18 protein-coding genes are annotated in these 25,003 nt (G+C 40.3%); 8 read left to right on the top strand and 10 right to left on the bottom strand.

What is annotated here, in order from left to right:
* Positions 1-10: 10 nt before the first annotated feature.
* Both AB0756_RS01205 and AB0756_RS01200 read left to right on the top strand, forming a co-directional pair.
* Positions 11-3,610 carry a PAS domain S-box protein gene (locus tag AB0756_RS01205; RefSeq protein ID WP_408019810.1) on the top strand — a complete coding sequence of 1,200 codons (3,600 nt, stop codon included), beginning with the start codon at positions 11-13 and terminating at the stop codon, positions 3,608-3,610.
* Between the two features lie 27 nt (positions 3,611-3,637).
* Positions 3,638-5,689 carry a sensor domain-containing diguanylate cyclase gene (locus AB0756_RS01200; protein ID WP_050045526.1) on the top strand — a complete coding sequence of 684 codons (2,052 nt, stop codon included), beginning with the start codon at positions 3,638-3,640 and terminating at the stop codon, positions 5,687-5,689.
* Positions 5,690-5,875: 186 nt separating this feature from the next.
* Here AB0756_RS01200 and AB0756_RS01195 read toward each other — a convergent pair whose 3' ends face one another.
* Positions 5,876-6,043: a hypothetical protein gene (locus AB0756_RS01195; protein WP_153021575.1), complete on the bottom strand. Its 168-nt coding sequence runs from the start codon at positions 6,041-6,043 to the stop codon at positions 5,876-5,878.
* 60 nt (positions 6,044-6,103) lie between these two features.
* Here AB0756_RS01195 and AB0756_RS01190 point away from each other — a divergent pair, with 60 nt between their 5' ends.
* On the top strand, positions 6,104-6,349 hold the full coding sequence (locus tag AB0756_RS01190) for a DUF1816 domain-containing protein (RefSeq protein WP_050045525.1): 246 nt from the start codon (positions 6,104-6,106) through the stop codon (positions 6,347-6,349).
* Here AB0756_RS01190 and AB0756_RS01185 read toward each other — a convergent pair.
* On the bottom strand, positions 6,315-6,581 hold the full coding sequence (locus AB0756_RS01185) for a nucleotidyl cyclase domain-containing protein (protein WP_137986204.1): 267 nt from the start codon (positions 6,579-6,581) through the stop codon (positions 6,315-6,317). The genes AB0756_RS01190 and AB0756_RS01185 overlap by 35 nt on opposite strands.
* A 382-nt stretch (positions 6,582-6,963) precedes the next feature.
* Here AB0756_RS01185 and AB0756_RS01180 point away from each other — a divergent pair, with 382 nt between their 5' ends.
* A complete protein-coding gene (locus tag AB0756_RS01180; RefSeq protein ID WP_050045523.1) occupies positions 6,964-8,010 on the top strand; it encodes a tetratricopeptide repeat protein in 1,047 nt (348 codons plus the stop codon).
* Positions 8,011-8,076: 66 nt separating this feature from the next.
* On the opposite strand, the gene AB0756_RS01175 is transcribed toward AB0756_RS01180, so the two are convergent.
* From AB0756_RS01175 to AB0756_RS01165, 3 genes are all read right to left on the bottom strand, one after another.
* Positions 8,077-8,451, bottom strand: a complete 375-nt coding sequence (locus AB0756_RS01175; protein WP_038106386.1) for a response regulator — start codon at positions 8,449-8,451, stop codon at positions 8,077-8,079.
* 29 nt (positions 8,452-8,480) lie between these two features.
* Complete coding sequence (locus tag AB0756_RS01170; RefSeq protein WP_082051658.1) at positions 8,481-10,241, bottom strand: PAS domain S-box protein; 1,761 nt, start codon at positions 10,239-10,241, stop codon at positions 8,481-8,483.
* Between the two features lie 205 nt (positions 10,242-10,446).
* Complete coding sequence (locus tag AB0756_RS01165; protein ID WP_038106387.1) at positions 10,447-12,309, bottom strand: response regulator; 1,863 nt, start codon at positions 12,307-12,309, stop codon at positions 10,447-10,449.
* Positions 12,310-12,785: 476 nt separating this feature from the next.
* Between AB0756_RS01165 and AB0756_RS01160 the strand changes: the two genes are divergently transcribed.
* The gene (locus AB0756_RS01160; protein WP_038106388.1) at positions 12,786-13,424 is read left to right on the top strand and encodes a transaldolase family protein; all 639 of its coding nucleotides are present in this window, start codon (positions 12,786-12,788) and stop codon (positions 13,422-13,424) included.
* Between the two features lie 756 nt (positions 13,425-14,180).
* On the opposite strand, the gene purH is transcribed toward AB0756_RS01160, so the two are convergent.
* Positions 14,181-15,731 carry a bifunctional phosphoribosylaminoimidazolecarboxamide formyltransferase/IMP cyclohydrolase gene (gene purH / locus AB0756_RS01155; RefSeq protein ID WP_038077536.1) on the bottom strand — a complete coding sequence of 517 codons (1,551 nt, stop codon included), beginning with the start codon at positions 15,729-15,731 and terminating at the stop codon, positions 14,181-14,183.
* 240 nt (positions 15,732-15,971) lie between these two features.
* Here purH and AB0756_RS01150 point away from each other — a divergent pair, with 240 nt between their 5' ends.
* The 3 genes from AB0756_RS01150 to coaBC all read left to right on the top strand — a co-directional run bounded on the left by AB0756_RS01150 (position 15,972) and on the right by coaBC (position 18,502).
* Entirely contained in the window at positions 15,972-16,628 is a 657-nt protein-coding gene (locus tag AB0756_RS01150) for an alpha/beta hydrolase (protein WP_038077538.1), read from the top strand.
* Between the two features lie 216 nt (positions 16,629-16,844).
* The gene (gene isiD / locus AB0756_RS01145; protein WP_038077561.1) at positions 16,845-17,057 is read left to right on the top strand and encodes a protein IsiD; all 213 of its coding nucleotides are present in this window, start codon (positions 16,845-16,847) and stop codon (positions 17,055-17,057) included.
* A 161-nt stretch (positions 17,058-17,218) separates the two neighbouring features.
* Positions 17,219-18,502 carry a bifunctional phosphopantothenoylcysteine decarboxylase/phosphopantothenate--cysteine ligase CoaBC gene (coaBC, locus tag AB0756_RS01140; protein ID WP_237266031.1) on the top strand — a complete coding sequence of 428 codons (1,284 nt, stop codon included), beginning with the start codon at positions 17,219-17,221 and terminating at the stop codon, positions 18,500-18,502.
* Between the two features lie 325 nt (positions 18,503-18,827).
* On the opposite strand, the gene AB0756_RS01135 is transcribed toward coaBC, so the two are convergent.
* The 4 genes from AB0756_RS01135 to ftsH2 all read right to left on the bottom strand — a co-directional run bounded on the left by AB0756_RS01135 (position 18,828) and on the right by ftsH2 (position 25,001).
* The gene (locus AB0756_RS01135; protein WP_038077539.1) at positions 18,828-20,066 is read right to left on the bottom strand and encodes an FG-GAP repeat domain-containing protein; all 1,239 of its coding nucleotides are present in this window, start codon (positions 20,064-20,066) and stop codon (positions 18,828-18,830) included.
* A 677-nt stretch (positions 20,067-20,743) separates the two neighbouring features.
* Positions 20,744-22,162 (bottom strand): adenylate/guanylate cyclase domain-containing protein, encoded by a 1,419-nt coding sequence (locus AB0756_RS01130; protein WP_050045521.1) that lies wholly within the window; start codon positions 22,160-22,162, stop codon positions 20,744-20,746.
* Positions 22,159-22,701, bottom strand: a complete 543-nt coding sequence (locus tag AB0756_RS01125) for a carboxymuconolactone decarboxylase family protein (protein ID WP_038077542.1) — start codon at positions 22,699-22,701, stop codon at positions 22,159-22,161. Before AB0756_RS01125 ends, AB0756_RS01130 begins: the two co-directional genes overlap by 4 nt.
* Positions 22,702-23,114: 413 nt before the next feature.
* Positions 23,115-25,001, bottom strand: a complete 1,887-nt coding sequence (gene ftsH2, locus AB0756_RS01120; protein ID WP_038077545.1) for an ATP-dependent zinc metalloprotease FtsH2 — start codon at positions 24,999-25,001, stop codon at positions 23,115-23,117.
* Between the last annotated feature and the right edge of the window lie 2 nt (positions 25,002-25,003).

Raw genomic sequence — 25,003 nt, 5'->3', positions numbered from 1 at the left:
TAGAATAGTTATGAACAGTTTTGTTATTCAGTGTAGTCAAGAATTAGAGCCATGTTTGTGTAATCTGGAAAAATTAACCGAACAGAAGGTCAATATTCTTCTTGTGGATAACAGCGTAGCTAATTTACTTCTTTTAGAAGAAAAACTGAATCAATTGGAACAAAATCTAGTTAAAGCCTTGTCTGGTGAAAAAGTGTTATCTCAAATTATCGAACAAGAGTTTGCCGTTATTTTAATAAATGTTCAAATAGAGGAAATGAATGGTTTTGAAACAGCCGAATTAATTAGGAAAAATCCAAAGAACCAACAAACTCCCATTATCTTTTTAAGTACTTTCGCTGCTAACGAACAAATGGTTCTTAAAGGTTATGAAGTTGGTGCAGTAGATTATGTGTGTATGGAAACTCAGACAGAAATATTATTAGCAAAAATTACATTTTTTGTAAATTTATTTAAAAAAAATTTACAACTTAACTATGTAAATAAAGAATTGCAAACTAAACTAAAAGAGAGCTTACTCCGAGAGCAGAGACTACAAAAACAAGTAGAAATTATCGATTTAGTGCAAGAAGCAATCATCATTCGAGATGGAGATGGTATGATTACTTTTTGGAATTGTGGCGCTGAAAAAATATATGGATTTTCTCAACAAGAAGCTGTAGGAAAAGAGTTTTCTTCGCTACTTAAAGTACGCTTTCCTAAACCATTACCGGAATTGCATAACTGCTTATTTGAATGCGGGAAATGGGAAGGAGAACTTATTCACAGTCAAAAGAATGGAACCGAAATTCTTGTTGCCAGCTATTGGGTATTACAACAAAACAATCGGGGAGAAACAGAAATTGTAGAAATCAATAGAAATATCACAAAGTACAAGCAAACTGAAGAAGCCCTACTGACGGCAGGTATCCGTTTGGCAGGTATTTTGGATAATGCTTCAGATGCAATTCTTTCAGTAGAATCTTCGCACAAGATTGTACTTTTTAGTAAAGAAGCCGAAAAAGTTTTTGGCTACACAACTTCAGAAATTTTGGGACAAACACTTGATTTGCTAATTCCAAAACATTTACCAAATGGAGATTCCCAGTACCTCTTTACCTCTTACAACTCCAACACAGCCAATAGGAATTTAGGAGAACGTCGGGAGATGACAGGTTGTCGGAAAAATGGAGCATTCTTCCCCATTGAAGTATCGATTTCTCCATTAGAATTAGTTAGCAGTAACGCATTTACCGTGATTTTACGGGATTTAACAGAGCTGAAAGCAACTGAAGCTGCTTTGCGGAGAACTGAAGCGCAGTTTCAAGCTTTTATGAATCACATTCCCCCTTTATCTTGGATTACCGATGGTGAAGGTCAGTTAGTTTATTGCAACAAAAGTTTTGAACGTTGGTATCAGCGCTCAACGTGGGAAATTATTGGTAAAACAATTTTTGATTTTAATCCGCCTCATCTTGCCCAACAACACCTCGAACATATCCAACATGTTTTACAAACAGGACAAGTTCTGGAAGTGAATGAGTCTGCTATGTCTTCAGATGGGACGCTGAGTGAGTTTTTGGTTTATAAGTTTCCCATGTTTGATATAGACGAACAACTTTTGGTAGGAGGTGTAGCAGTTGACATAACCGAACGCAAACAAGCAGAAGCAGATCTTCAGATAAGAAATCAAGAATTACTAACCCTGTATAAACTTTCTGAAGTTGCATTACGGACTAATTCTTTGAAACTAGCTGCTCAAGATGCTGTAACCGAAATTAGTCATGCAACTGGATTTCCTAAAGTTACAATTGAACTTTACGATCCAGCAAGTCAAATGATGCGCTTTGTTGGAACAACGGGAGTTGCTTCACTAGCTGCTTGCGATACATTAGAAGTTCCTGTAGAACGGACTCTTTCTGGAACAGTTGTTCTGACGGGAAAACCTATGATTAAAATTTTTAACTCTCATGAAATAGAGTCTTCCCAAATTAGAATATATGATTCGCATCAAACAATCGGTCAACTTAATATTCGGACTTTTGTCTGTCAACCAATGATTGTCAATCAACAAGTCATTGGTGTACTGACCTTAGCGCATCCCGAACGAGTACAGCTAGACGCTTCATTTCTCAGATTACTAACTAGTTTAGCTAACTTTGTTGCCTCTTTAGTAGAAAGGAAGCAAGCGGAAATTGCTTTACATGAAAGTGAAGAACTTTACCGCCAAATGTTTCAGACTAACTTGGCAATTAAATTGCTTATTGAGCGCGATACGGGAGTCATTGTTGATGCCAATCCAGCTGCTTGTCGTTTCTACGGTTATAGCTTAAAACATCTCAAACAAATGATGATTACAGACATCAATGTTTTACCTGCCGAACAGGTGTTTTCTCTCATGCAGCAATATCTATTCAATCAACAAAGTTACTTTCAGTTTCGCCACAAACTTGCTAGTGGAGAAATTCGAGATGTGGAAATTTACTCTTGCCCGGTGACACGTCAAGGAAAAACACTACTTTACTCGGTTGTTCATGATATAAGTGCATTGAAGCAGGCAAAAAGAGACTTGGAACAAGCTAATTTTAAACTCAATAGCTGGGTGGAGGAATTGGAAATACGCAATCGCGAAATTGCTTTACTGAGTCAATTAAGCGATATTCTCCAGGCGTGTTTGTCTATTGATGAAGCACATCAAGCTTTAGCTCGATTAGTTCAACCTTTATTTCCTGATGTATCGGGTGCCGTGTTTGTACTTAACAATTCAGAAAACTTACTCGAAGCGGTAGCAACTTGGGGAGAAGTCAATGAAACGACAGAGTTGGTATTTGCACCGGGAAAATGTTGGGGGCTTCGTAGAGGGCGATCGCATTTAGCAGATAGGACTACAGAAAGTATACTCTGTCAGCATAGAAAAAAAGATTGTTGCGAATCTTCCACTTCTATTGAATCACTCTGCATCCCCATGATGGCTCAGGGAGAAGCCTTAGGAGTCTTGTATTTGAGTTCAAATCAACCAGACAAACTTACAGAAGCGAAGCAGCAATTTGCTATAACAGCTGCCGAACACATTGCCTTGGGACTGGCAAACCTGCAATTGCATGAAGCTCTTCAGCAACAAAGCATCCGCGATCCTCTAACTGGATTATTCAATCGCCGTTATTTAGAAGAATCCTTAGAGCGGGAAATTAGCCGCGCCGATCGCAAACAGCAATCTGTAGGAATTATCATGCTGGATATAGACAATTTCAAACGTTTTAACGATACTTTTGGACAAAACTCTGGTGATAACGTGTTGCAAGAGTTAGCTAAGTTTTTAGAAAAAAATATTCGAGGGGGTGATATTGCCTGTCGTTATGGAGGTGAAGAAATAGTCTTAATTCTACCGGAAGCATCTTTAGACGCAACTAAAAAACGAGCCGAGCAAATACGAGAAGATGTCAAGCACCTTTATTGCCACAACCGCTACCATTCTCTCACTACGATCACCATATCCTTGGGAGTCGCCGTTTTTCCAGACGACGGTTTGACAGGAGAAGCAATAATTGCTGCTGCTAATACAGCTTTATATCATGCTAAACAAGAAGGTCGCGATCGGGTAGTTACAGCTACAGATCTGAGTGTTGACTAGTAATCAGTGACAAATGACAAATGACAAATGACAAATGACAAATCAAGGGAAGAATTACAAAAAGAGATCGAAGAACTGAGTTCGCGCCTTGAACTTGCTGAAGAAACTTTGCGGGCTATCTGTCACGGAGAGGCAGACGCTTTAGTGGTTTCGGGAAGTCAAGGCGAACAGATTTTTACTTTACAAAATAATGATTCTCTTTATAGAATTTTACTAGAAGAGATGAAAGAAGGGGCAGCTACACTAACAGATGATGGATTTATTCTTTACTGTAATAGAAGTTTAGCACGTTTGGTAAAACGATCTATAAAAAAAGTTATTGGTTCCGGCTTTAACGAGTATATTGCACCCGAGCAAAAGCCGGGATTTCAAATGTTGCTACAGCAAGAAAGAAAACATTCTCAAGGAGAATTTAACCTAATTGCTAACGATTTAACCACCGTCCCTATCCACGTGGATATTTATTTATTGACAATGAATAATGTCAAAATCACCTCCTTGATTGTCACAGATTTGACAGAAAAAAACCGGAATGAAGAAATTATTATTGCTGAAAAGCTTGCTCGTTCCATTGTCGAACAAGCAGCTGAAGCCATCGTTGTTTGTGATGAAAACGGACAGATTATTCGTGCAAGTATAGCAGCGCATCAGCTTTGCGGACAAAATCTTTTATTCCAACCCTTTGATGTTATTTTTCCATTACAACTTTATCAGAGTAACTGGGAAACGCGATCTTCAGAAAAATTAGACGCTACAAAAATTGGAACAGAAAATAATTGGGAAACCAAAAAAAGCTTTTCTGTTCTAACTGTTCTTAAGGGAGAAAGTTTTCAAGGCGTTGAAGTCTTTTTCCAACAAAAAGGAGGACAGCAATTTAATTTACTACTCAATGCGCGGTTGCTCTCCAACCCAGAAAGCAGTTTGAAGGGCTGCATTTTAACGCTTACAGATATTACTATTCGCAAACAAGCAGAACTCGAATTACAACGGGCAAAAGCCGATTTAGAAACACGAGTGGCAGAACGTACAGTCCAACTTCAACAGTTGAATGCAGAACTGACTAATTGGGTAAAGGAATTGGAGCAGCGCAATCATGAAATTATTCTGATGGGTAAGTTGAGCGATATGCTACAAGCTTGTTTGACTGTTGACGAAGCATATTACACTTTATCTCGATTAATTCAATCGTTATTTCCCAATATGGCGGGAGGTGTGTTTTTGATAAATGCCTCAAAAAACCTAGTAGAGGCTGTTACCACCTGGAGTGATGAAACCCTTGTAAGTCAAAAAATCTTTACTCCAAGAGAATGTTGGGGATTGCGACGCGGACGTACACACTTATTTGCAGTTGATGCTTGCAGTTTGGAGTGCAAGCATATCATTCCAAATGCTCTTTTCACAGACACTTTGTGTGTTCCCATGATGGCACAGGGAAAGGCGATGGGTGTACTGCATTTAAGTTCTCATGTGCCAGGACAGCTAACCACAGCAAAAAAACAGTTAGCAGTTACAGTTGCCGAACACATCGCATTGGCGTTGGCAAACTTAAAGCTTCATGAAACGATTCAGGAGCAAAATATTCGCGATCCTCTAACGGGATTGTTTAATCGTCGCTATTTAGAAGAGTCTTTAGAACGAGAGATTCAACGAGCCAAACGCAAGCAGTTTTGTTTGGGCGTGATGATGCTTGACGTTGACTACTTCAAACGATTTAACGATACATTCAGTCATGAAGCTGGGGATATGGTTCTACGAGAGTTAGGGAGATTTTTAAAGAAACAGGTACGCTTATCCGAAATCGCTTGTCGCTATGGTGGTGAGGAGATGACCTTAATTCTGCCGGAAACATCTTTAGAAGTAGCGCTTGAGCGAGCCGAACAAATCCGGAAAGGTGTAAAGCTTCTCAAGTTGCAAAACCGCAATCAAAACCTTGGCACTATGACTTTGTCTGTGGGAGTTGCGTGTTTCCCCGAACACGGTTTGACCGCAGAATCAGTTATCCATGCAGCTGATGAAGCTTTGTATCGTGCCAAAAAAGAAGGGCGCGATCGGGTTGTTTGTTCTGAAAGTCGGGAATAGGGATAGGGGAAGGTGGAGCTACCTCTAGGAGTTCAAAAATTCAATACGATTCCTGCTGTGAATTCTGTTTAATTTATAGAACTTTACAATCTTTGGGTAAAATTCCCTATCTGTTTTTTAGAAATTGGGTAGATTAACCATTGGTTTTTCAAATCACTTCATTGTATCGTCAATTTTTAAGAAGATTTAATTATCATCCCAATTCTTCTCATTCAGCTTTTGTTTGGCAGGAATTGTCATGATTTTACGATCGAAAGTGTTAATTTTGCAATCTCTGGTCCGATCGCCTTGAAATTGAGTTTTTTTGATACATATAAATAAAACATGATGCAGGAGTAAATAAACTCTCCACATAACTAATTAATTGATGATGTATTATCAAACTTAAATCTCCTAAAAATATAGAAGGTCGTTATGTACTCAACTGAAATGATACCAGAACCGTTGGAATTAGCTTGGTGGATCGAGATTATTACTGTATTTCCGCGTTGTAGTTATTTCTTTGGCCCTTTTATGAGTGCCGAGGAAGCAAATAGATTGCAAGCTGGCTACATCGAAGACTTAGAACAAGAAGGCTCGCAAGTGATGTTTGCCCAGGTTAAATGGTGCCAGCCTCAAGTATTAACTACTCTTGAGTATCAAGTATTGAGTAAAGAGTAAGCAATACAAACGCGATCGCGACCTTCTTGGTATGATACAACACAGTATTTGTAGCTTTTATTACAGCCTCTCCTGCCAAACTGCCTTCTGGATAGCAAGCAACTAACGATAAGGATATGGCACCCAAACTTTGGTTGTGATGTTGCATAATGAAACGCTTAACACCCTCTCGAATTAATTCAGCACTTTCTAGAGTTGTTGCTAAAGAAGCTAATGAGACCATTAACATCATGCTTAACAGCTTCATGCCGCTTTAAGTTTGCTATTGCCATAAAATGTGTTTGGCTGTTGTTACAGCAAACTGCTGTTTGGAGCGCAAATAGGATTGATATATATCGTAAAGGTTGCAGAAAATTTTAGAAGTCATAAAATTAATATTTTTTAACAAAAATACATTTTACCGAAAAATTAACACACCCCTCACGCTTTTCTCACTTTTGTAAAGTAACCTATAGAAATAGGGTTTAAATAACAGATATCAGCCCAAAAACCATGCATTTGCATGGTTTTTCTTGTAAGTCTAAGTTTTAAATTCATTGATTGGGCTTATATAGATCGTTAATTTTAAATTTTAAAATTTGACTTCTCTCTATTGCCTGTTAAGGATGAGAAATATGGATAACTTCTTGATAAAGTTGAAAAAACAAAAATATTATCAACCCTATCTCGATTTGATAGAAATTTTACTAGTTAACTCTAATAGTAAAAGGTGTGATATTTTATCAAACAGCCAAGATTTAATTAATACAAATTTAATACAGATCGTATTAGATAAAATATATTTCCTTAGAAAGAATCAGAAAACAAATGAATTGAAGAGTTTAATAGAACTCGCCAATCAGTTATTGGGGTTGTATGCCGACCGACCACTAGAAGGGATATCATTAAAATTTACTCTTGGAAATGTTTATTTTGATATGGGGCAGTTTTATGAGGCAAGAGATTGCTATCAGCAATCTTTAGAAATTTTTAGAATGATTGGAGATCGAATAGGGGAAGCAAATGTGCTAGCACTGATAGGTGATACATTTTATCAACAAGATGGGTTTTATCTAGCACTGAAGTACTATAAACAAGCTCAAACCATCTTCTTAACAATGGATGTTCAAAAAAGTGAAATACCAGTTCTTTATCAAATGCTCTTGTCCCACTATTTCCTGGGTGAATATGCTCAAGCAATGGAGATTGGTGGTCGATGTTTAGAAATTGCTAAAGACTTGGGATGGCGCTTTTTGGAGGCTCACCTGTTGCACCGTCAAGGAATTCATTATCAAGTTATGAACAATCACCTAGAAGCAGCAATGTACTACAAAAAGAGTTGGTTGATTGCAAAAGAAATAGGTGCAGATGAGTTACAAATTCAAAATATGAGGAATCTTGGAGATTTATATTTAGCTAAATATTTTATTGAAGATGCGTTACAGATTTACCAAGAGAGTTTAAAAATTGCCCGTCAGCTAAGCAGCCGGATAGAAGAAGCTCGTTGCCTGGAATCTTTAGCAAAAGCTTTCTTTTATATGGGAGATTTAAAAAGGGCATATGGCTCCAGTCAACTGAGTTTGCAAATTAAACAAAATGTTGGTATATCTTTCATGCAAAAAACTGTTAATTTTATAGAGCGTGAGTATTTTTTGCAAGATTACTGTGACGATTTCTTTTAGGAGCAAACAGCGCCATATGATATTGTTGCCGATAGCAATGACCTAAAGAGTTATCTGTTGAATTGTTTAGGTAGAACTTAGTAATTCAGTCACTCGATCTGCCAGCGTTAAAGCATCGAAAGGTTTGGCAATAACTCCTGCGATACCTAGTTGAGCAAATTGCTCTCGATCGACAGGCTGCATTTTTGCAGTCAGTAAAATGACTGGAATAGATTGAGTAGCAGGGTTTTGCTGTAAATGACGAAATAGAGTAATACCATCCATTTCAGGCATCATGACGTCTAGTAAAATAGCATAGGGTTGTTCCGTTTCAGCTTTCACCAAACCTTCGTTTGCCGTTCCTGCGGTTAATACTTCCCAATCACCCATGACTTCTAAACAAGTTTGAATGACTTCGCGGAGACGTTCTTCGTCGTCTATGAGTAGAATTCGCCTGGGCATAATTTACATACGCTTCTTAGTGTTTGTACTTAGCATAATATAGGACTAGTATTTGATTTTTGTAGAAGGGGTAAAGTAAAGTAAAATATGCTTCCTTGTCCTAAGGTGCTTTCTGCCCAGATATGTCCGCCATGCTGCTGCACAATAGTATGGCAAATAGCTAATCCCAATCCCGTTCCTCCCTTCGTGCGAGCATCTGAAGCATCGACTTGCTGAAACCGCCTAAAGATAGTTTCTAGCTTATCTGCTGGAATACCTCTACCTTGGTCTTTAATTTGAAATACAACTTGAGGAATGTTAGGTGTTAGATTTTGGGAGAGTTTTGCACTCAGTTCAACTGTGGTTTGAGGTGGCGAAAACTTAATGGCATTACTTAGCAGATTGACAAGAGTCTGAATTATACGATCCCAATCAGCCCATATTTGAACTGATAGTGGAGAAACAACAAGCACAATTTTTGCTTCCTCCGCAAGGGATTGTACTGATTCCACTGCTTGCTCCATGAGAGTTGCAGCATTACATAAGGTTTTATTGAGGCAGACTTTACCTGACTCAAGCCGTTCTAAATCGAGAATGTCATTAACTAAACGAGTCAAGCGTTCAGTCTCAGCTTTTGCAATGTCTAACATTCGTTGTGCCTTTTGCGGTAAATTGTTAAGCCGTCCAGAAGCAAGCAATCCTAAAGAACCTTGGATAGAAGCTAGTGGAGTTCGCAATTCATGGCTAACTATTGAGATGAACTCGTTCTTCATTTTCTCGACTCGTTTGCGCTCGCTAATATCGCGCCCTTCCGGAATGAGTAGAACGATCTTTCCCGTCGGATCTTTCACGGGCTTGAGGGAAAAGTCAATCGTCACAACAATTTCTCCTCGTCCCAAAACTTCCACTTCATAGCGTACAAATTCACCTGTTGCAGCACGAGCGATCGCGTCTTTTAACTGATTTTGAATTTCTGATGAAATCGTCCACCATCTTGCTTCCCAAAAGGGCCGACCTACAATATCTGCATGGTTGATGCCACCAAAATCTAGCGCTGTTTGATTTGCTTCCAAAAGAGTACCATCCGGCTTGAGCAAACCGATAAATTGAAAGGTTTGGTCAAAGATCGCTCGAAATCGTCTTTCGCTTTCGCGCAAAGCTTCTTCTGCCTGTTTGCGCTGAGTAATATCTTGGATTTGAGCAATAAAGTAAAGTGGTTGACCGTCAGGATCGCGAACCAGCGATCCACTTAACAAAATCCAGACTACGTGCCCTTGCTTGTGGAAATATCGTTTTTCCATCTCATAGTAACGAATTTCATCACCAAGCATTTGGTGCATATAATCCAAATCGGTATCTAAGTCTTCAGGATGGGTAATTGCCTGAAAGGTTGTGGTTAGCAATTCGGATTCTGAGTAGCCCACAATTTCACATAAAGAACGGTTAACCCGCAGCCAACGTCCATTCGTTGCGACTATTGCCATCCCAATACCCGCATTCTCAAAAGCACTACGGAACCGTTCTTCGCTTTCTTGCAACAAACCTTTTGTCCGTTTGCGTTCGCTCAGTTCTCTTTGCAGTTGCTCGTTGGTCTGTTGTAATTGGGCGAATCGTAATGCCAGTTCCGCTTGCTGACACTTAATTTGGCGATTTAAAAGATAGTATATGAAACACAAAAACACCAGGCTGAGGCTGAAACTTGCTAACAAAATGATACAAAAAGTATGTGTTTGAATAACATATTCCTTAATGCTGACAAATAGTGCTAGCTGTATGTAATGGTAGCTCCAAGTATTTGAGAGAGTTAGCATAACTTGTGCTGACAAACAATACCAGTTATCTCAAGTCCGGTTAATGCTCCTTTTCCCCTCTAAAATTCCACTTAGCTTGTAGAGTTGACATTACCAATCCTACACCCACAAGTCATCTTTTTGTAGGAAGGGATTCATTAAGAGCGAACTATTCTTGCATTAACTGCTCTTGCAGCCATTGAGATGACAAAATTATTCCACAAAGTCAACGTTCTGCTAGTTCGCGTAACATTTTTGTTCGCTCTAGTCGATTGAAAACACGAGCAATCAGTTCCGGTTCGACAATCGGTTTTTGCACGTAATCATCTGCACCCGCTGTAAATACCTGCTGCACTATTTCTATATCGGAACAAGCAGACAAAAACACGATTGGTAGTTGAGACCATTGAGGATCGTTACGTACCACCTGACAAAGTTCAATCCCATTAATATCAGGCATCTTCACGTCTAATATCAAAAGGTCTGGAACCGTGCTTTCCAAAACTTGCCAAAATTCTTGGGGTTCAGCTATTGCCGTGACATACAATCCCCAAGAGTGCAATAAGGCGGACACGCTAGATAAAACTCTTGGGTCATCATCTACAATCATTACTTTTGCTTCTAGTGGCTGAGTACAACTGATTATCTGATAAGTCATTTTGAGTATTTCACTACAAGGGACCGATTTCTGTATAAAAGCACGACCTCCTAAACGAGCAACTTCCAATCTCTCTGTCAAACTGCTTTTTCCAGTCAGAACAATGACCGAGATTTCTGGGTTTCGATCTCTGAGTTCAGCTAAGAACGCCAATCCACTCTCGTCAGGATCGAGAAAGGTTAAGTCGAGTAAGATAACATCGGGAGGGTTGTTTGCGATCGCATTCCTAGCAATAGCCAAGCTAGTTGCTGCATTGACTTGAAAGCCCCATGCGTTTGCTTCCATTTGAATTCGCTCTATCAAAGCGACATCATCATCAATAACTAGCAACAAAGCCTGTTGAACTTTACATGACAAAGCGGGAGTTGTGATTGCTAAGGGTTTTTCCAGTTCTTGTCGCAACGATTCAACCATTCCCACTAATTGTTGTGCTTGAATTGGCTCTATATTTGTTGTTTGAAGCAATTGCTCAATTTTTCGAGCCAATTTTGAACCTTCAGTAAAGCCAAAAGACCCCAATCCCCCTACTAATTTATGTGCCACCTGCAGTGCTGTTTGCTGTTCGTTAGCTTTAAGAACACGTATCTGTAAAGCAGTAGCCGCTTGTAGCAGTAATGTCACGTCATCAACAAAGCTATCCTTAAACCGCTGCCATAGTTGGGTCAGTGATGCAACAACCTTAGACTCCGCTTGCTGCTTGCTTGTTTTTGTTAACTCTGAACTAGAAAGCGTAAATGTAGGTTTTTCATCCTCACAAGAGTATTGGAGCCGATAGCCCAAGCCATAAACTGTCTCAATTAAATCTGCGCTAGCTCCACCCGCTTTTAATTTCTGCCTGAGTCCTTTGATATGGGTTTTAACGGCGTCCTCGCCCGGACATTCAGGGCTTGACCAAAGGTGTTCTAAAATTGCACTTTTGCTAAAAATCCGATGGGGATTTCGCAGAAAAAGTTCTAGTAACTGATATTCTTTTGCTGTTAAATGCAGTCGTCTTTTATCATACGTAACCGTACTTTTATAAGTATCAAGTTGTAGTTTCTCCCAAACCAATACGGAAGCCACAATATCTTTGTTAGCACGTCGCAGTAAGGAACGAATGCGAGCAATAAGTTCTGATAAATTAAAGGGTTTGACTACATAATCATCAGCACCTGCGTTAAATCCTCTTACCTTGTCAATGCTGCTATCTTTTGCGGTCAGTAGCACGATCGGCATTTGATGGTTTAGAGACCGCAGTTGCCGACAAAGACTAAAACCATCAAGCCCAGGGAGCATGACATCTAGCACAACAAGGTCATATTCAAAGTTTTGTGCTATTTGCAAACCAACGGAACCATCACCCACACTCGTCACTACGTAATTGTGAGACTTCAGCGCTTTTGTCAGGGCTGTGGCAGTTGCTTCATCATCCTCCACTACCAGAATTTTCATCAATTGTGCCTCAGTAAATATCAGTTGACATCCCAGACACCTCTTTTAGAGGAGCGGTGGGAACTTCTACTCCCTTTTCGCTCTAAAATTACCAACTCTTATGGGTGGATCTATAATCCTGCCTGGGAAAATTGGTCATCGAATGGCATCTAAAGGAAGTAATACTCAGTAAATACTTTGGTGTTATGGATCTACTATAAACTTACCTCTTTAGGTAGAAGCATAAAATTATAATAATTCATAAACCATATAATTCTAGCCTTTGGCTCGGATATCTTCGGTTAATTTGTGTTTTTATGTACATCTCATTATTAACTTGCATCTGTCTAAAGAAATATTTTATAAGAGAAATCTGTTTCCATTAAAAAACTTTACATTTTTACAATAGTATAAAATAATACTAAAATAGTTTCGAACGCAATTACTGGCAACATAGTAGTGTTGCATACAAAGTATTGAGGCATCTTGGGAAATCTATGGCACTTTATTTAGACTCTGCAATTATCTCGGAAGCTGAAATTGCCAGCAAAATGGGATGGGTTAAAGGCATTACAACAAATCCAACGCTTTTAGCGAAAAGCCACGAACCACCAGAAATCACGCTACAAAAATTAGCACAGTTGACAAACGGACCTTTATACTATCAACTGACAGCATCTGATTTTGATGGAATGGTGGCAGAAGGAAGAAAAGCCTGTGAAATTATTGGTGAGCGAACTATATTAAAGATTCCTGCAACGTCCTTGGGATTTCAAGTTGTAGCGTTTTTGTCCCCGGAAATAACTTGTTCGGTAACGGCCATTTATAGTGCAGCGCAAGCAGCAGTCGCACGGGAAGCAGGGGCTAAAATTGCGATCGCGTATGTCAATCGAGCTACCAAGTTGTTAGGTGACGGTATTGCTTTAGTAAGAGATATGGCGAGTGTACTTCAAAGAAGCAATGTAGAAATTCTGGCGGCTAGTATTAAATCGCCACAAGAAGCAGCAGCATCTCTTCAAGCTGGGGCTGCTCATCTGACACTACCTTTAGCAATGTTGCAAGCTATAACAACTCACGAACTATCACAGAAAACTGTTGAAGACTTTAATCAGAATGGTACTGGTTTGAAATTTTAATTTCAGTGGTACCGGGCGTTCTTGCCTTCTACTCAAAACAAAAAACGTCCGGGAGTGTTGCCGTGTTTCCACCCCAGACGTTTTTTGATTTACACTTGCTCCTCACACACAACTAGAGAATATCATTGTCTTTGTCCGAGAGCAAGTGGGAAAGGTGACACTTCACAAACTGTACTTGGTTGGTTGTTAATAGTTAGGAGTTAGCAGTGATTGAGAGAACCACTCACCAAGTTGATTTTTTCAACTTCTCTACAATATCTTTGAATGCAAAAAACGCCTGGGAGTGTTGCCGTGTTTCCACCCCAGACGTTTTTTGATTTACACTTGCTCCTCACACACAACTAGAGAATATCATTGTCTTTGTCTGAGAGCAAGTGGGAAAGGTGACACTTCACAAACTGAACCTTTTTTGGATTGTTTTTACCAATTAACTACCTAAGTGGTATTGAAAAATAAAGTGCTATATGTTTTTAGCTATAACCACAACTGTTTTTGTGACACTTCTTTATGTTGGTAAGCCGCAATGCAGGTTCGATGCTCTAGCTGAAATTTTCACCTCACGCAAAAAGCGCCTGAACGTCTTGCCGTGTTTCGACTCCAAGCGCTTTTCGTTTCAACTTACTCCTCACACTTGAACATAGATTATCACGACTGAAATTTACTGGCATATATCTAAAGGGACACTTTAAAAACTGCATATAAGTTAGTAGTTAGTGGTTGGTGATTCTCCCAATAACTACTAACCGCTCACTAACCTTAGTGTAAAAAGTGGCGAGTACCCGTTAACACCATAATTAAACCCAATTCATTGGCTGCTTTGATAGAATCTTGGTCGCGCAAACTGCCTCCTGGTTGAACAATAGCAGCAATACCAGCTGCTGCTGCAGTTCTGACCGAATCATCAAAGGGAAAGAAACCATCACTTGCAAGAAATGCCCCTTTTGTTTTTTCCCCTGCTTGTTCTAAGGCAATTTTGACAGAGCCAACACGGTTCATTTGACCTGCACCTATCCCTAAGGTTGTGAGATCGCGACTCACAACGATCGCATTAGACTTGACGTGTTTGCAGACTTTCCAAGCGAAGAGCAGCTCTTCCAACTCTTGTTCTGTAGGTTTTTTCTCCGTGACAAATTGCCATTGACTTGTATCATTAACTACATCATCAGCGGCTTGTACGAGAAACCCTCCTGCAATGACTTTCACCAAATCTTTTGGTCCACTGCTGAGGTGCGGTAATGTTAATACCCGCACTTTTGACTTAGCAGCCAAAATCTCTTGTGCTTGAGCATCGCAATCAGGAGCAACCACACATTCTAGAAACGTCTTTGTTAATTCAGTTGCAGTTTCAGCATCAATGGTACGGTTGAGGGCGACAATTCCACCAAAAGCAGAGATAGAGTCGGCATTAAACGCTTTTTGATAGGCTTCGTGAAGAGTTTTTCCTAGAGCAACACCACAAGGATTGTTATGTTTGATAATTGCGGCTGCGCTTGTCTCGGTAAATTCAGCAATCAGAGTTCGAGATGCTTCTAAGTCTACTAGGTTATTGTAACTAAGTTCTTTGCCCTGCAGTTTAGTTGCTGCTGCCCACCCACTTGGGTGAGCCCCCGTTTGATACCAAGCTGCAGTTTGATGGGGATTTTCTCCATAGCGAAGAGATTGCAGTTGTTTGCCAGAAAGATTGTAGCTGTCAAACACTTCTCCCTCACGATTGGGGGAGATATTTTGACTGAGATATTCAGCGATGGCGCGATCGTAGCTCGAAGTATGCAAAAATCCCTTTAAACCACATCTTTGGCGAAATTCAAAAGATGGATTGCCACTTGAGCGGCGCATTTCTTGTACATATTCCTCATACTGCTCTGGCTCGCACAAAATTGTAACGTGGGCAAAGTTTTTTGATGCAGCCCTAAGCATGGCTGGACCACCAATATCTATTTGTTCAATCGCCTCAGGTAGAGTCACACCTTGAGTAGATATAGTTTCCTCAAAAGGATAAAGATTCACCACAACCAAATCAATGGGGCGAATCTGGTTATTTTCTAAATCTGTGAGATCTTCAGGTAAGTCTCTGCGAGCGAGAATACCGCCATGAATCCGAGGATGCAGTGTTTTGACTCGTCCACCCAAAATTTCTGGCGAACCTGTATAATCAGCTACTTTTTTTACTGATATTCCTGCATCTTTCAAAGCTTTAGCTGTACCGCCACTGCTGATGATTTCAAAGTCAAACTCTTCCACCAAGTTACGGGCAAGATCGATTAAACCAGTTTTGTTAGATACACTCAGCAGTGCTAGACGTGCCATAATTCCCAAGTCTCGCTTGTATAAAAATAAGGACAGAAGTCTATTTTATCGATCAAAGAATCACCGTGGCTGTCTTCCCGGTGAGTTAGTCAAAGACAGCGAAGACACAAAGAACGCACTCAATAGAGATTAAAGATACAAAATTTTCTATCTTTTGTTGCATATCCTTTGTCCTATTGACTATTGAGTGCGAAACCACAGACTATTAACTATTGACTGTTGAGCGTTAACTCTTGACTAATGACTCCTACTTTACAATCTATCAATATACCTCCACAAACAGACCAGCCTCCAAAAGGTCTAATTGTAACTTTGCACGGGTGGGGAGCAAATGCTGAGGATGTGGCATATCTTTTACCTTTTTTTAGGTTACCTGAATATCAATTCATATTTCCTAATGCGCCGTATCCTTATCCTTATTCTGCTATAGGAAAAGCTTGGTATGACCTACAAACGGAAAATTTGTATCAAGGATTGTCAGAAAGTCGCCAACAGCTAATAGATTGGTTGAAATCCCTGGAAAGTAGCACGGGAGTGCCTCTATCTCGCACAATTCTGAGTGGTTTTTCTCAAGGAGGGGCTATGACTTTGGATGTAGGAGTCACATTACCTCTAGCGGGATTAATTTCCATGAGTGGATATTTACATCCAATTCCCAAAAAAGACGAAACACAAAATGATTCTTCTTCAAAAATATCTACAAATACACCTCTGCCTCCCGTCTTAATTATGCATGGCACTCAAGATACAGTTGTGCCGCTGCAAGCAGCAGTTATAGCACGACAAACTCTTGAATCTTCAGGGTTCTCAGTAGAATACCATGAATTTGACATGGGTCATGAAATCCGTCCGGAAATGCTAGAGTTATTACGCAATTTTATAGTTGCTAATACTTAGGCAATAGAATGTTGCCGCTCTCTTAAACCCCACAATTTAGCTTGTCTTTAAAGATTGTGTTGTTGGGGTTACAAAATTTTTACAAAATTTGGAGGAAATCCTGAATAATTTCACGAAAATTACTCTTTTTAGTGAGTAATATATATTGGGTGGCTGCGACGATCGCAACTAAACCCATTCTGTTGGCGAATGCTGCAAAAGGGAGGGGCGAGCACAATGACAACTCTAAGCATTTCTAAGAAAGAAATTGCTGCTATGACTCCACAAGAGGTGGAAAAATTAGCAACACGTCTGGAACAAGATAACTACAGTGGCGCTTTTGAGGGTTTGAATGATTGGCATCTACTGCGGGCGATCGCTTTCCAACGTCCTGAGTTAGTCGAACCATACATTCATCTGTTAGATCTTGAAGCGTATGATGAAGCGTAACGATTTTGAATTTTAGGATTCTGGATTAAACATCTCCAAACAACAATGTAGAGACGCGTCATGACGCGTCTTTATTAAAATTGTATACAATGCTTAACTTTTGAAGATGTCTAATAGACACAAGATCGCAAGAACAGTTGGTGACTATTGAGTCTTATGTTATGACCAATCCAAAATTCAAAATCACGCCACTTGCTTCAACGGGGGAAACCCCCACAACGCAGTGGCTCCAAAATCCAAAATTGAGAAGAGTGATTGTAGGTGTAGGCGGCGGTATTGCTGCCTATAAAATTTGTGAGGTTGTGTCCGCACTGTTTAAAAGCGGTGTAGAGGTCAAAGTAATTCTTACAAATTCAGCACAAAAATTTATCACGCCTTTAACTCTAGCAACCCTCTCCCGTCATCCAGCTTATACAGATGAAATGTTTTGGCAATCGGATCGCTCTCGTCCACTGCATATAGATTTGGGAGAGTGGGCAGATCTGATTTTAATTGCTCCAGTCACGGCAAATACGCTGGCAAAGTTAGCTTATGGCTTAGCTGACAATTTGCTGGCAAACACTGTTTTGGCGTCCAGATGTCCGGTGCTGTTAGCCCCAGCAATGAACACTGATATGTGGGAGCAAGCAGTCGTACAGAGGAATTGGCACCAACTTTTAACAGACCCACGGTATCACGGGATCGGAACAGCATCGGGATTGCTAGCATGCGATCGCGTTGGGGCGGGTAGAATGGCAGAGCCTTGGGAAATTATTGCTTATGTCCAATCGCTGTTACATACCGCAGGGCAAAAAGATTTAGCAGGAAAACAAGTTTTGATTAGTGCTGGTGGAACGCGAGAGTATCTCGACCCCGTCAGATTTATTGGCAATCCTTCTACAGGCAAAATGGGCTTAGCATTAGCACAAGCAGCACTTCACCGAGGTGCAAATGTAACTTTAGTACATGGGTTGGCAACTTGGGAGATTCCTCTGGGAATTACGGCAATTCCGGTTGTGAGTGCGTCAGAAATGCGATCGCATATGGTGAGGTGTTTATCAAATGCAGATGTTATTATTATGTCCGCAGCAGTTGCAGATGTTAAGCCGAGAGATTACAGCCCAGAGAAATTAGCAAAGAAAGCTCTCCCTGAAGCTTTACCTTTAGAACCAGTACCCGATATTGTTGCTGAATTAGCACAAATCAAACAATCCCATCAGCGTTTAATTGGATTTGCAGCGCAAACAGGAGATATAGTCAAGCCAGCATTAGAGAAATTACATAGGAAAAATTTAGATGCGATCGTTGCTAATCCAGTAGATGAACCGGGAAGTGGATTTGGTAGTGACACCAATCAAGCTGTTTTTTTAGACAAGCAAGGACAGCGCTTTGAGATACCTCCCTGTTCTAAATTAGAAATGGCTCATCATATTTTCGATTTTTTAACTCCTAAATTGACTGATTAACAAGAGTTCAGTGCTGCTGTAGTAGAAACAAAACTGGAGAACTTTGTTGCGAGCGCCTTTTTTGAACAACAACCAAAAAAAAGAACGGTACTAGTACATGAAGGCAGAAGTTCGCTCGCTACTAGGGCAGAAGGCGCAAAAGTTTTGAAAGTGAGCTTTTTGTTTGTTGTTAATCGTTAGCTTATTTATGCCGTGCTGTTCTAGATCGTACTGCTTCTGGGAATTTGTTAAAACCCTGACTTTTCTAAAAAGTCAGGGTTCTAGACCAACTTAACTCATCATAAATCCAGTTCACCACTAGTTACTAATAACTGTGGATGAATGATTAAGCGGTGTACCATTCAGGAGAACGTGCTGCAACAGGAGATTCACTATAAGTAGTACCATCCATTGTCCAAAGCTTGTTCTCGCCTGTTTGATAATTCCGCCAGAAGATGTCAGTTTTGCCATCTCCATTGACATCAGAAATACTAGCTTGCCAAGCACCACCAGGGCTTTGAGATTGTAGAGAAACGTCACTGACTACAGTTGCACCATCCATTATCCAAACTTTATTCTCACCTGTTTCTTCGTTGTACCAGAAGAGATCGGTGCTGCCATTGCCGTCGAAATCACCAATTGAAGACTTCCAACCAGAACCAGTCAGTGTAGGTAAAGCAGTATCACTTACAACATTTCCATCATCAAAGAGCCAAATTTTGTTCTCACCGGTTGCACTATTGCGCCAGACAACATCAGTCTCAAAAGTTTGAATACTGAAGTTAACATCTCCAAGGCTCGCAATTTCCCATTCCGTACCTAGAGTAGGCGCTGCAGATGCAGAAGCAGTTGTACCATTCATAAACCAAATGATATTTTCACCGGTTGCATTGTTACGCCACAAAATATCTGTATTGGTATCACCGTTGAAAAAGCCTGCTTTAGCTGTCCAATTTGAGTCAAATGAATCTAAAGCTGCTTCGGATGTGATAGTAGTGCCATCCATCAACCAAGCTTGGTTTTCGCCTGTTTGACTGTTGCGCCAGAAAATATCAGTTTTGCTGTCGGCGTTAAAATCAACAAGGGTAGGGCTCCATTCGCCACTTAAAGAAGTTAGCGCAGCCTCTGAGACAATTGTTGTCCCATCCATAATCCAAATACTGCTTTCGCCTGTCTGAGTATTGTGTATGAGAAGATCGGTTTTGTTATCAGCATTAAAATCAGCAATATTCAATGTTGAGCCAGGAGTTAAAGTTTTAAGAGATGCTTCAGCAAGAACATTGCTACCATCCATTAACCAAAGAGAAGTTTCTCCAGTTTGAGAATTATACCAAAGCTTATCGTTCTTACCATCACCATTAAAATCAGCAAAAATCGCAGCACTATTCAAGAGTGGATTGGTATTGCTTGTTGCAGAAACGTTGTTATCAGTTGTTAAATCTGATTCTAAAGATGATTGTGAAGAACCATAATAGCTCTGATTAAGTGAACTATCTACACTAACATAGGAGTTATTTTGGCTGTCATTAAGAGGTGATGTATTAGAAGTATTTGTCTTGATTGTTGTATTGAGAGATTCCGTCATGACGTTTCTTTATTTTTAGTGTTCATACATTTTTTAACCCATTTTTTTGACTGCTTATGTTAATCCTTAACAGATTCAATGTATTTTTCATTTTTTATTTTCTTCTAAAAGTGTTAGTTAAAAACAAGGATTATAGTTATTTTGAGTTTTTGGAATGTTATATATTAACAATTGTCTTGTTTTATTTTTTATCTTTCAGTTCGACTAAATTTATAAATATATGTAGCAATGCCAACTCTATTTAATTTAAAATATGAAATATTTATGGCAAAATGATTGTGCAATTAAAAGATATTGAAGAAGGCAGAAGTACGAAGGCAGAGGGCAGAAGGTTCCATTTAGAAGGGGATTCAGACCCCTCCTAAATGGTAGCGACTGAACGGAGTTCAGTCGGGGTCTTAAACCCTTGTTCCCTTTGGTCACTCGCAGAGAGCGGAGCCAGTATTCCCTTCTGCCTCCTGCCTCCTGCCCTCTGCCTTTCTTGATAAAACGTAAGTTAGATAGACTTCACTCTCGCAACCTCCCTCTTCTCCTGTGAGAAGCGAGAAGAGCAATAGTGAAATTGCGGTTTCACCTCAAGTCAATTGCTTCGCTTGGGAAGGAGAGACAAGGGAGCGTTATTTCAACGCGATCGTCGCTTTATCCCGATTTGCAACCTGAGTTAAAATTTGATACTTTTAACTACAGGTATCAACTGGATACTTCTCACTGTTTGGATCGGTACTTGATTGCAAGGTAAAATATAGTTCGTTAAACAATTCATTTGGTAACAATCCTGTTGGATCGAGAGAAAGACCATCTTTGATTTTAGTCACTAGGTACATATCAATATCACCTTTATTTTTGGCAGAAACTTTTCCTCGGTACTCCACTGCAAAGAAATCTTTTACTAATTCAAAAGTGTTTTGAGAAATGTTAATGCTACCGGGAATACCAGAAGATTCCATTCTAGAAGCTGTATTCACAGTATCACCCCAAACATCATAAGCAAATTTTTTATGTCCGATTACACCTGCTAACAAGGGTCCTGAGTGGATACCAATACGAATATCCCAGTAGGGATAGTTCAAAAATACCTTTTCTTGCTTGCGCCATTGCATAAAGGCTCGAATATTTATAGCAGCTAATACGGTATCAATAGCATGAGTTTTGTTGGGGACGGGAATTCCGCCAACGCACATATAACTATCTCCAATAGTTTTAAGTTTTTCTAAATTGTGTGCTTCAATAAACTGGTCGAAGCAAGAAAAACAGTAGTCTAGTTCATCAACGAGCTCTTGTGGTGTCAGTTGTTCGGATAGTTGAGTAAAATTCTTGAAGTCTGTAAAAAGAACAGAGGCGGATTCATAGAATACGGGTTTGACTGTACCCGTCTGTTTTAACTCGGAGGCAATGTCTGTTGGTAGTATATTTAAGAGCAACTCGTCTGATTTGCGTTTTTCTTCTTCTAATTCAAGATACAGTCGATTTAACTCTTCAAATCGTTCTGCATTCCGAATGGCTGCTGATAGTTGCACGGCAAGCAAGTAACCGATCCGTAAATCTTCTTGATTGTATGTTTTGGGTGTTATGCTAGCAAAGTTAATGGTACCTAGGATCTGGCGATCGCACTCCAAAGGAATCACAATCGCCGATTTATACTGGTGTAAAAAACCGATAGTTGAGTTGTCATGAATCAGTTGAGCTTGACCTGTTCTGAGAGCGTGACTGACGACACCTAAGTTGCTAATATCCAAACACTCAACTTCAGCAACAGAACTAAAAAGTGTGTTTATACTCCAAGTCTCCTTGCGATCGCTCTTAGCGCAAGCCGTACCCTGCTTATCGCCTTTGGCGCAAGCCGTACCCTGCTTATCGCGCAGACAAACACTACAATGTTCAAAATCCAACAACCACTTTGCTTGCTTTCCCACCACTCGCAAAATTTCATCTACTTTTAAGGTTTGATTGATGGCGATCGCAATTTCATTAACAGATGCGATACGGCTGGAGAACGCTTGCGCTTCTGATATCAGACGACGGGAAAGAAGCAACAGTTGTTGATAATTTTGTTCTTCCAACCTACTACTTTCAGTAGAGGTGGGGATAAAAGTCATAACTTGTCTATTTCGAGGGCTATCGAATCTGTATACCGATTTATGCTAGTAAATAGATCTGCTGTGGCAATAATCTCAAATATTTCCGAATCATCCAATCCAAACTCTCGCAACTTTTGAAAATCCTGGCTTGAAAGATTGTGAGGTTCGGTAGCAGCTTTTAAGCCAAAGCTAATGACTGCCTTTTCTCGTGTGGGAAGCGGACAAGCAGCAAAGTTGGAAACCAAAGTTTTCAAAACTTCTTCACTCATTCCCAAAGACGACAATGCGTGTAAATGAACATTTAATGCATAAGGACTGCTGTTTGCTTGAGAGATAGCAATTCCCAACATTTCCTTAAGTGTGCGAGGAACAGTTCCTTGCAAAACTGTAGCGCGGAACTTTTTCCAGTTTGCTTCTAGCACTCCAGAATTGATTGCCATTGATTTAAATAGATTGGGTACAATCCCAAACCCAAGTTCTACTTGGATTTCTTGATATATCTCTTTAGCCTTCAAATCTGAAAGTTGCTCGTATTCCAGTACGGGAAATTCAGCCATTTTTACTACTTATCTGACTAGAAAACTTAGTTCTAAGGAATTAGACTTTATTGATAGCGTATCTTTTAATACAAATTTAGCTTTACTTTTTAGAATAACTTTATATTCAGCCCCCTGTTAGATTCAGTATAAATTTTATCCACTAATCTTACAGTGGAAGTATTTATATTTGTTGATTGTGGTTTTTATTTTATTACCAAAAATCTATCTAAAGTAGAATAGTTTACATATATAATATCTATTCCTGTATTGTCGATTTGGCAACGCCCACCTTCAGATGTTTGTTAGCAATGCTTTTGGCTCAACTGGGTAATTTGAGACTGGGATGGAAGCAGATGCGAACACAGAAAAAAGGGGTATATTTCACTACACCCCTACAATACTGTATAAGATAAGTTGAGAATAAAGTGAGATTAAAGAGTAGGAATAAACTGTTGCTTTTCAGGCACGCTAGTATATTCTGCTACAATTTGTCGAAATTCTTCACCGTCAATGCTTTCTTTCTCAATCAGTAAATCTACCAATCTATCCATAACAGTACGATTATCTCGTACAATCTTTTTCGCTGATTGGTAGCACTCGTCTACAATGACGCGAACTTGAGAATCAATGCGAGCAGCAATGGATTCTGAGTACTCAGATCTGGTCATCCAATCGCGACCTAAGAAAACTTCACCTGTTTGGCTTTCTAAGGACACCGGACCTAGATCGGACATCCCAAATCGTGTTACCATTTGCCGTGCCATTCCGGTAACTTGTTGCAAGTCGCCGCCTGCACCAGTAGTCACTTCAGCAGCACCAAAAATGATGTCTTCTGCTGCACGACCACCCAAAGCACCAGTAATTCTGGCTTTGAGCTGCGATCGCGTGATCAGCCCTTGTTCTTCATTTGGAATAAACCAGGTTAAACCTTGTGCCTGTCCCCGTGGAATCAGGGTCACTTTTTGGACTGGATCGTGGTCTTTGAGCAATGTACCGACGATAGCGTGTCCTATTTCGTGATAAGCAATCAAACGCTTGCTCTTGCTATCCACCAATGGCGTTCCTTCCATACCAGCCACAACCCGGTCTACTGCATCATCAATTTCTGTATTGGTGATGGCATCTTTACGGCGTCGTGCAGTCAGAATAGCAGCTTCGTTGAGCAAGTTTGCTAAATCTGCACCAGTAAATCCAGGACAGCGACGGGCAATTGTTTCTAAAGAAACGCTGGGGTCTAATTTCTTGTTGCGGGCGTGGACTTTTAAAATTTCCAAGCGTCCTTTGATGTCGGGTGCATCTACAATCACTTGTCTGTCAAAGCGTCCGGGACGCAACAGGGCTGCATCTAGTACATCAGGACGGTTTGTAGCAGCGATGATAATGATACCAGTGTTGCCCTCAAAGCCATCCATTTCGGTCAGCAATTGGTTGAGGGTTTGCTCGCGTTCGTCGTTTCCGCCACCGATACCTGCACCCCGCTGACGTCCTACGGCGTCAATTTCATCAATAAAGATGATACAAGGAGCATTATCTTTTGCTTTTTTAAACAAATCGCGCACGCGAGACGCACCGACTCCAACGAACATTTCCACAAATTCGGAACCGGAGATGCTAAAGAACGGTACGCCAGCTTCACCTGCGATCGCTTTTGCCAACAGCGTTTTACCTGTTCCTGGAGGTCCAACTAACAGCACTCCTTTGGGAATGCGTGCGCCAACTGCAGTAAATTTCTCTGGCTGTTTGAGGAAGGTAACAACTTCTTGCAGTTCCTCTTTAGCTTCTTCAATACCGGCAACGTCATCAAACTTGACTCCAGTCTTTGCCTCCATTTGGAAGCGTGCTCTTGATTTACCGAAGTTCATCGCTTGACCGGGACCGCCTGGTAGGTTGCTAGAACGACGAAACAGGAAAAACAACCCGGTAATTAATAAGACAGGAAAAATAAGATTTCCTAACAGTCCCCAAATTGCTCCATCATTTCGCATGGGGTGAGCGTCAAAACTCACTCCTTTCTCTTTAAGCTTTCTAATCAACTCAGGAGCACTGGCTGGTAAGTCTACCCGCACTCTCTGTATGCGGTTATCCAATTCCGGATCGACAGCTTCCACAATTGCCGTTCTACCGCCTTCATATAAATCAACGCCAGTGACGCGATTGGCGTCTAAATATTCTAGAAAACGACCATAAGTCATGCGAGTGCTGGCTGCATTCTTACTTAGGTCAGTGGGAGCACCGGAGAATGCGCCTTGCCAAAAGAAAAAGCCAATTACCAATGCTGGCAATGTCCAGAGTAGTAGAACTCTCCAGGAAAATTTCATTT

The sequence above is a fragment of the Tolypothrix campylonemoides VB511288_2 genome (assembly GCF_045999855.1).
Classification (GTDB): domain Bacteria; phylum Cyanobacteriota; class Cyanobacteriia; order Cyanobacteriales; family Nostocaceae; genus Scytonema; species Scytonema bouteillei_A.
The sequence above is the reverse complement of the archived record's forward strand: the minus strand, read 5'-3'. Positions and strand labels throughout refer to the sequence as shown.

Bases quoted from the DNA above. Each gene is read 5' to 3' on its own strand.
- AB0756_RS01160 (WP_038106388.1), top strand. From the start codon at position 12,786: ATGGCACTTTATTTAGACTCTGCAATTATCTCGGAAGCTGAAATTGCC.
- AB0756_RS01150 (WP_038077538.1), top strand. From the start codon at position 15,972: ATGACTCCTACTTTACAATCTATCAATATACCTCCACAAACAGACCAG.
- AB0756_RS01135 (WP_038077539.1), bottom strand. From the start codon at position 20,066: ATGACGGAATCTCTCAATACAACAATCAAGACAAATACTTCTAATACA.
- AB0756_RS01200 (WP_050045526.1), top strand. From the start codon at position 3,638: ATGACAAATGACAAATCAAGGGAAGAATTACAAAAAGAGATCGAAGAA.
- AB0756_RS01195 (WP_153021575.1), bottom strand. From the start codon at position 6,043: ATGTGGAGAGTTTATTTACTCCTGCATCATGTTTTATTTATATGTATC.
- coaBC (WP_237266031.1), top strand. From the start codon at position 17,219: ATGACCAATCCAAAATTCAAAATCACGCCACTTGCTTCAACGGGGGAA.
- AB0756_RS01170 (WP_082051658.1), bottom strand. From the start codon at position 10,241: ATGCTAACTCTCTCAAATACTTGGAGCTACCATTACATACAGCTAGCA.
- AB0756_RS01180 (WP_050045523.1), top strand. From the start codon at position 6,964: ATGGATAACTTCTTGATAAAGTTGAAAAAACAAAAATATTATCAACCC.
- AB0756_RS01165 (WP_038106387.1), bottom strand. From the start codon at position 12,309: ATGAAAATTCTGGTAGTGGAGGATGATGAAGCAACTGCCACAGCCCTG.
- AB0756_RS01175 (WP_038106386.1), bottom strand. From the start codon at position 8,451: ATGCCCAGGCGAATTCTACTCATAGACGACGAAGAACGTCTCCGCGAA.
- isiD (WP_038077561.1), top strand. From the start codon at position 16,845: ATGACAACTCTAAGCATTTCTAAGAAAGAAATTGCTGCTATGACTCCA.
- AB0756_RS01185 (WP_137986204.1), bottom strand. From the start codon at position 6,581: ATGATGTTAATGGTCTCATTAGCTTCTTTAGCAACAACTCTAGAAAGT.
- AB0756_RS01205 (WP_408019810.1), top strand. From the start codon at position 11: ATGAACAGTTTTGTTATTCAGTGTAGTCAAGAATTAGAGCCATGTTTG.
- purH (WP_038077536.1), bottom strand. From the start codon at position 15,731: ATGGCACGTCTAGCACTGCTGAGTGTATCTAACAAAACTGGTTTAATC.
- ftsH2 (WP_038077545.1), bottom strand. From the start codon at position 25,001: ATGAAATTTTCCTGGAGAGTTCTACTACTCTGGACATTGCCAGCATTG.
- AB0756_RS01190 (WP_050045525.1), top strand. From the start codon at position 6,104: ATGTACTCAACTGAAATGATACCAGAACCGTTGGAATTAGCTTGGTGG.
- AB0756_RS01130 (WP_050045521.1), bottom strand. From the start codon at position 22,162: ATGACTTTTATCCCCACCTCTACTGAAAGTAGTAGGTTGGAAGAACAA.
- AB0756_RS01125 (WP_038077542.1), bottom strand. From the start codon at position 22,701: ATGGCTGAATTTCCCGTACTGGAATACGAGCAACTTTCAGATTTGAAG.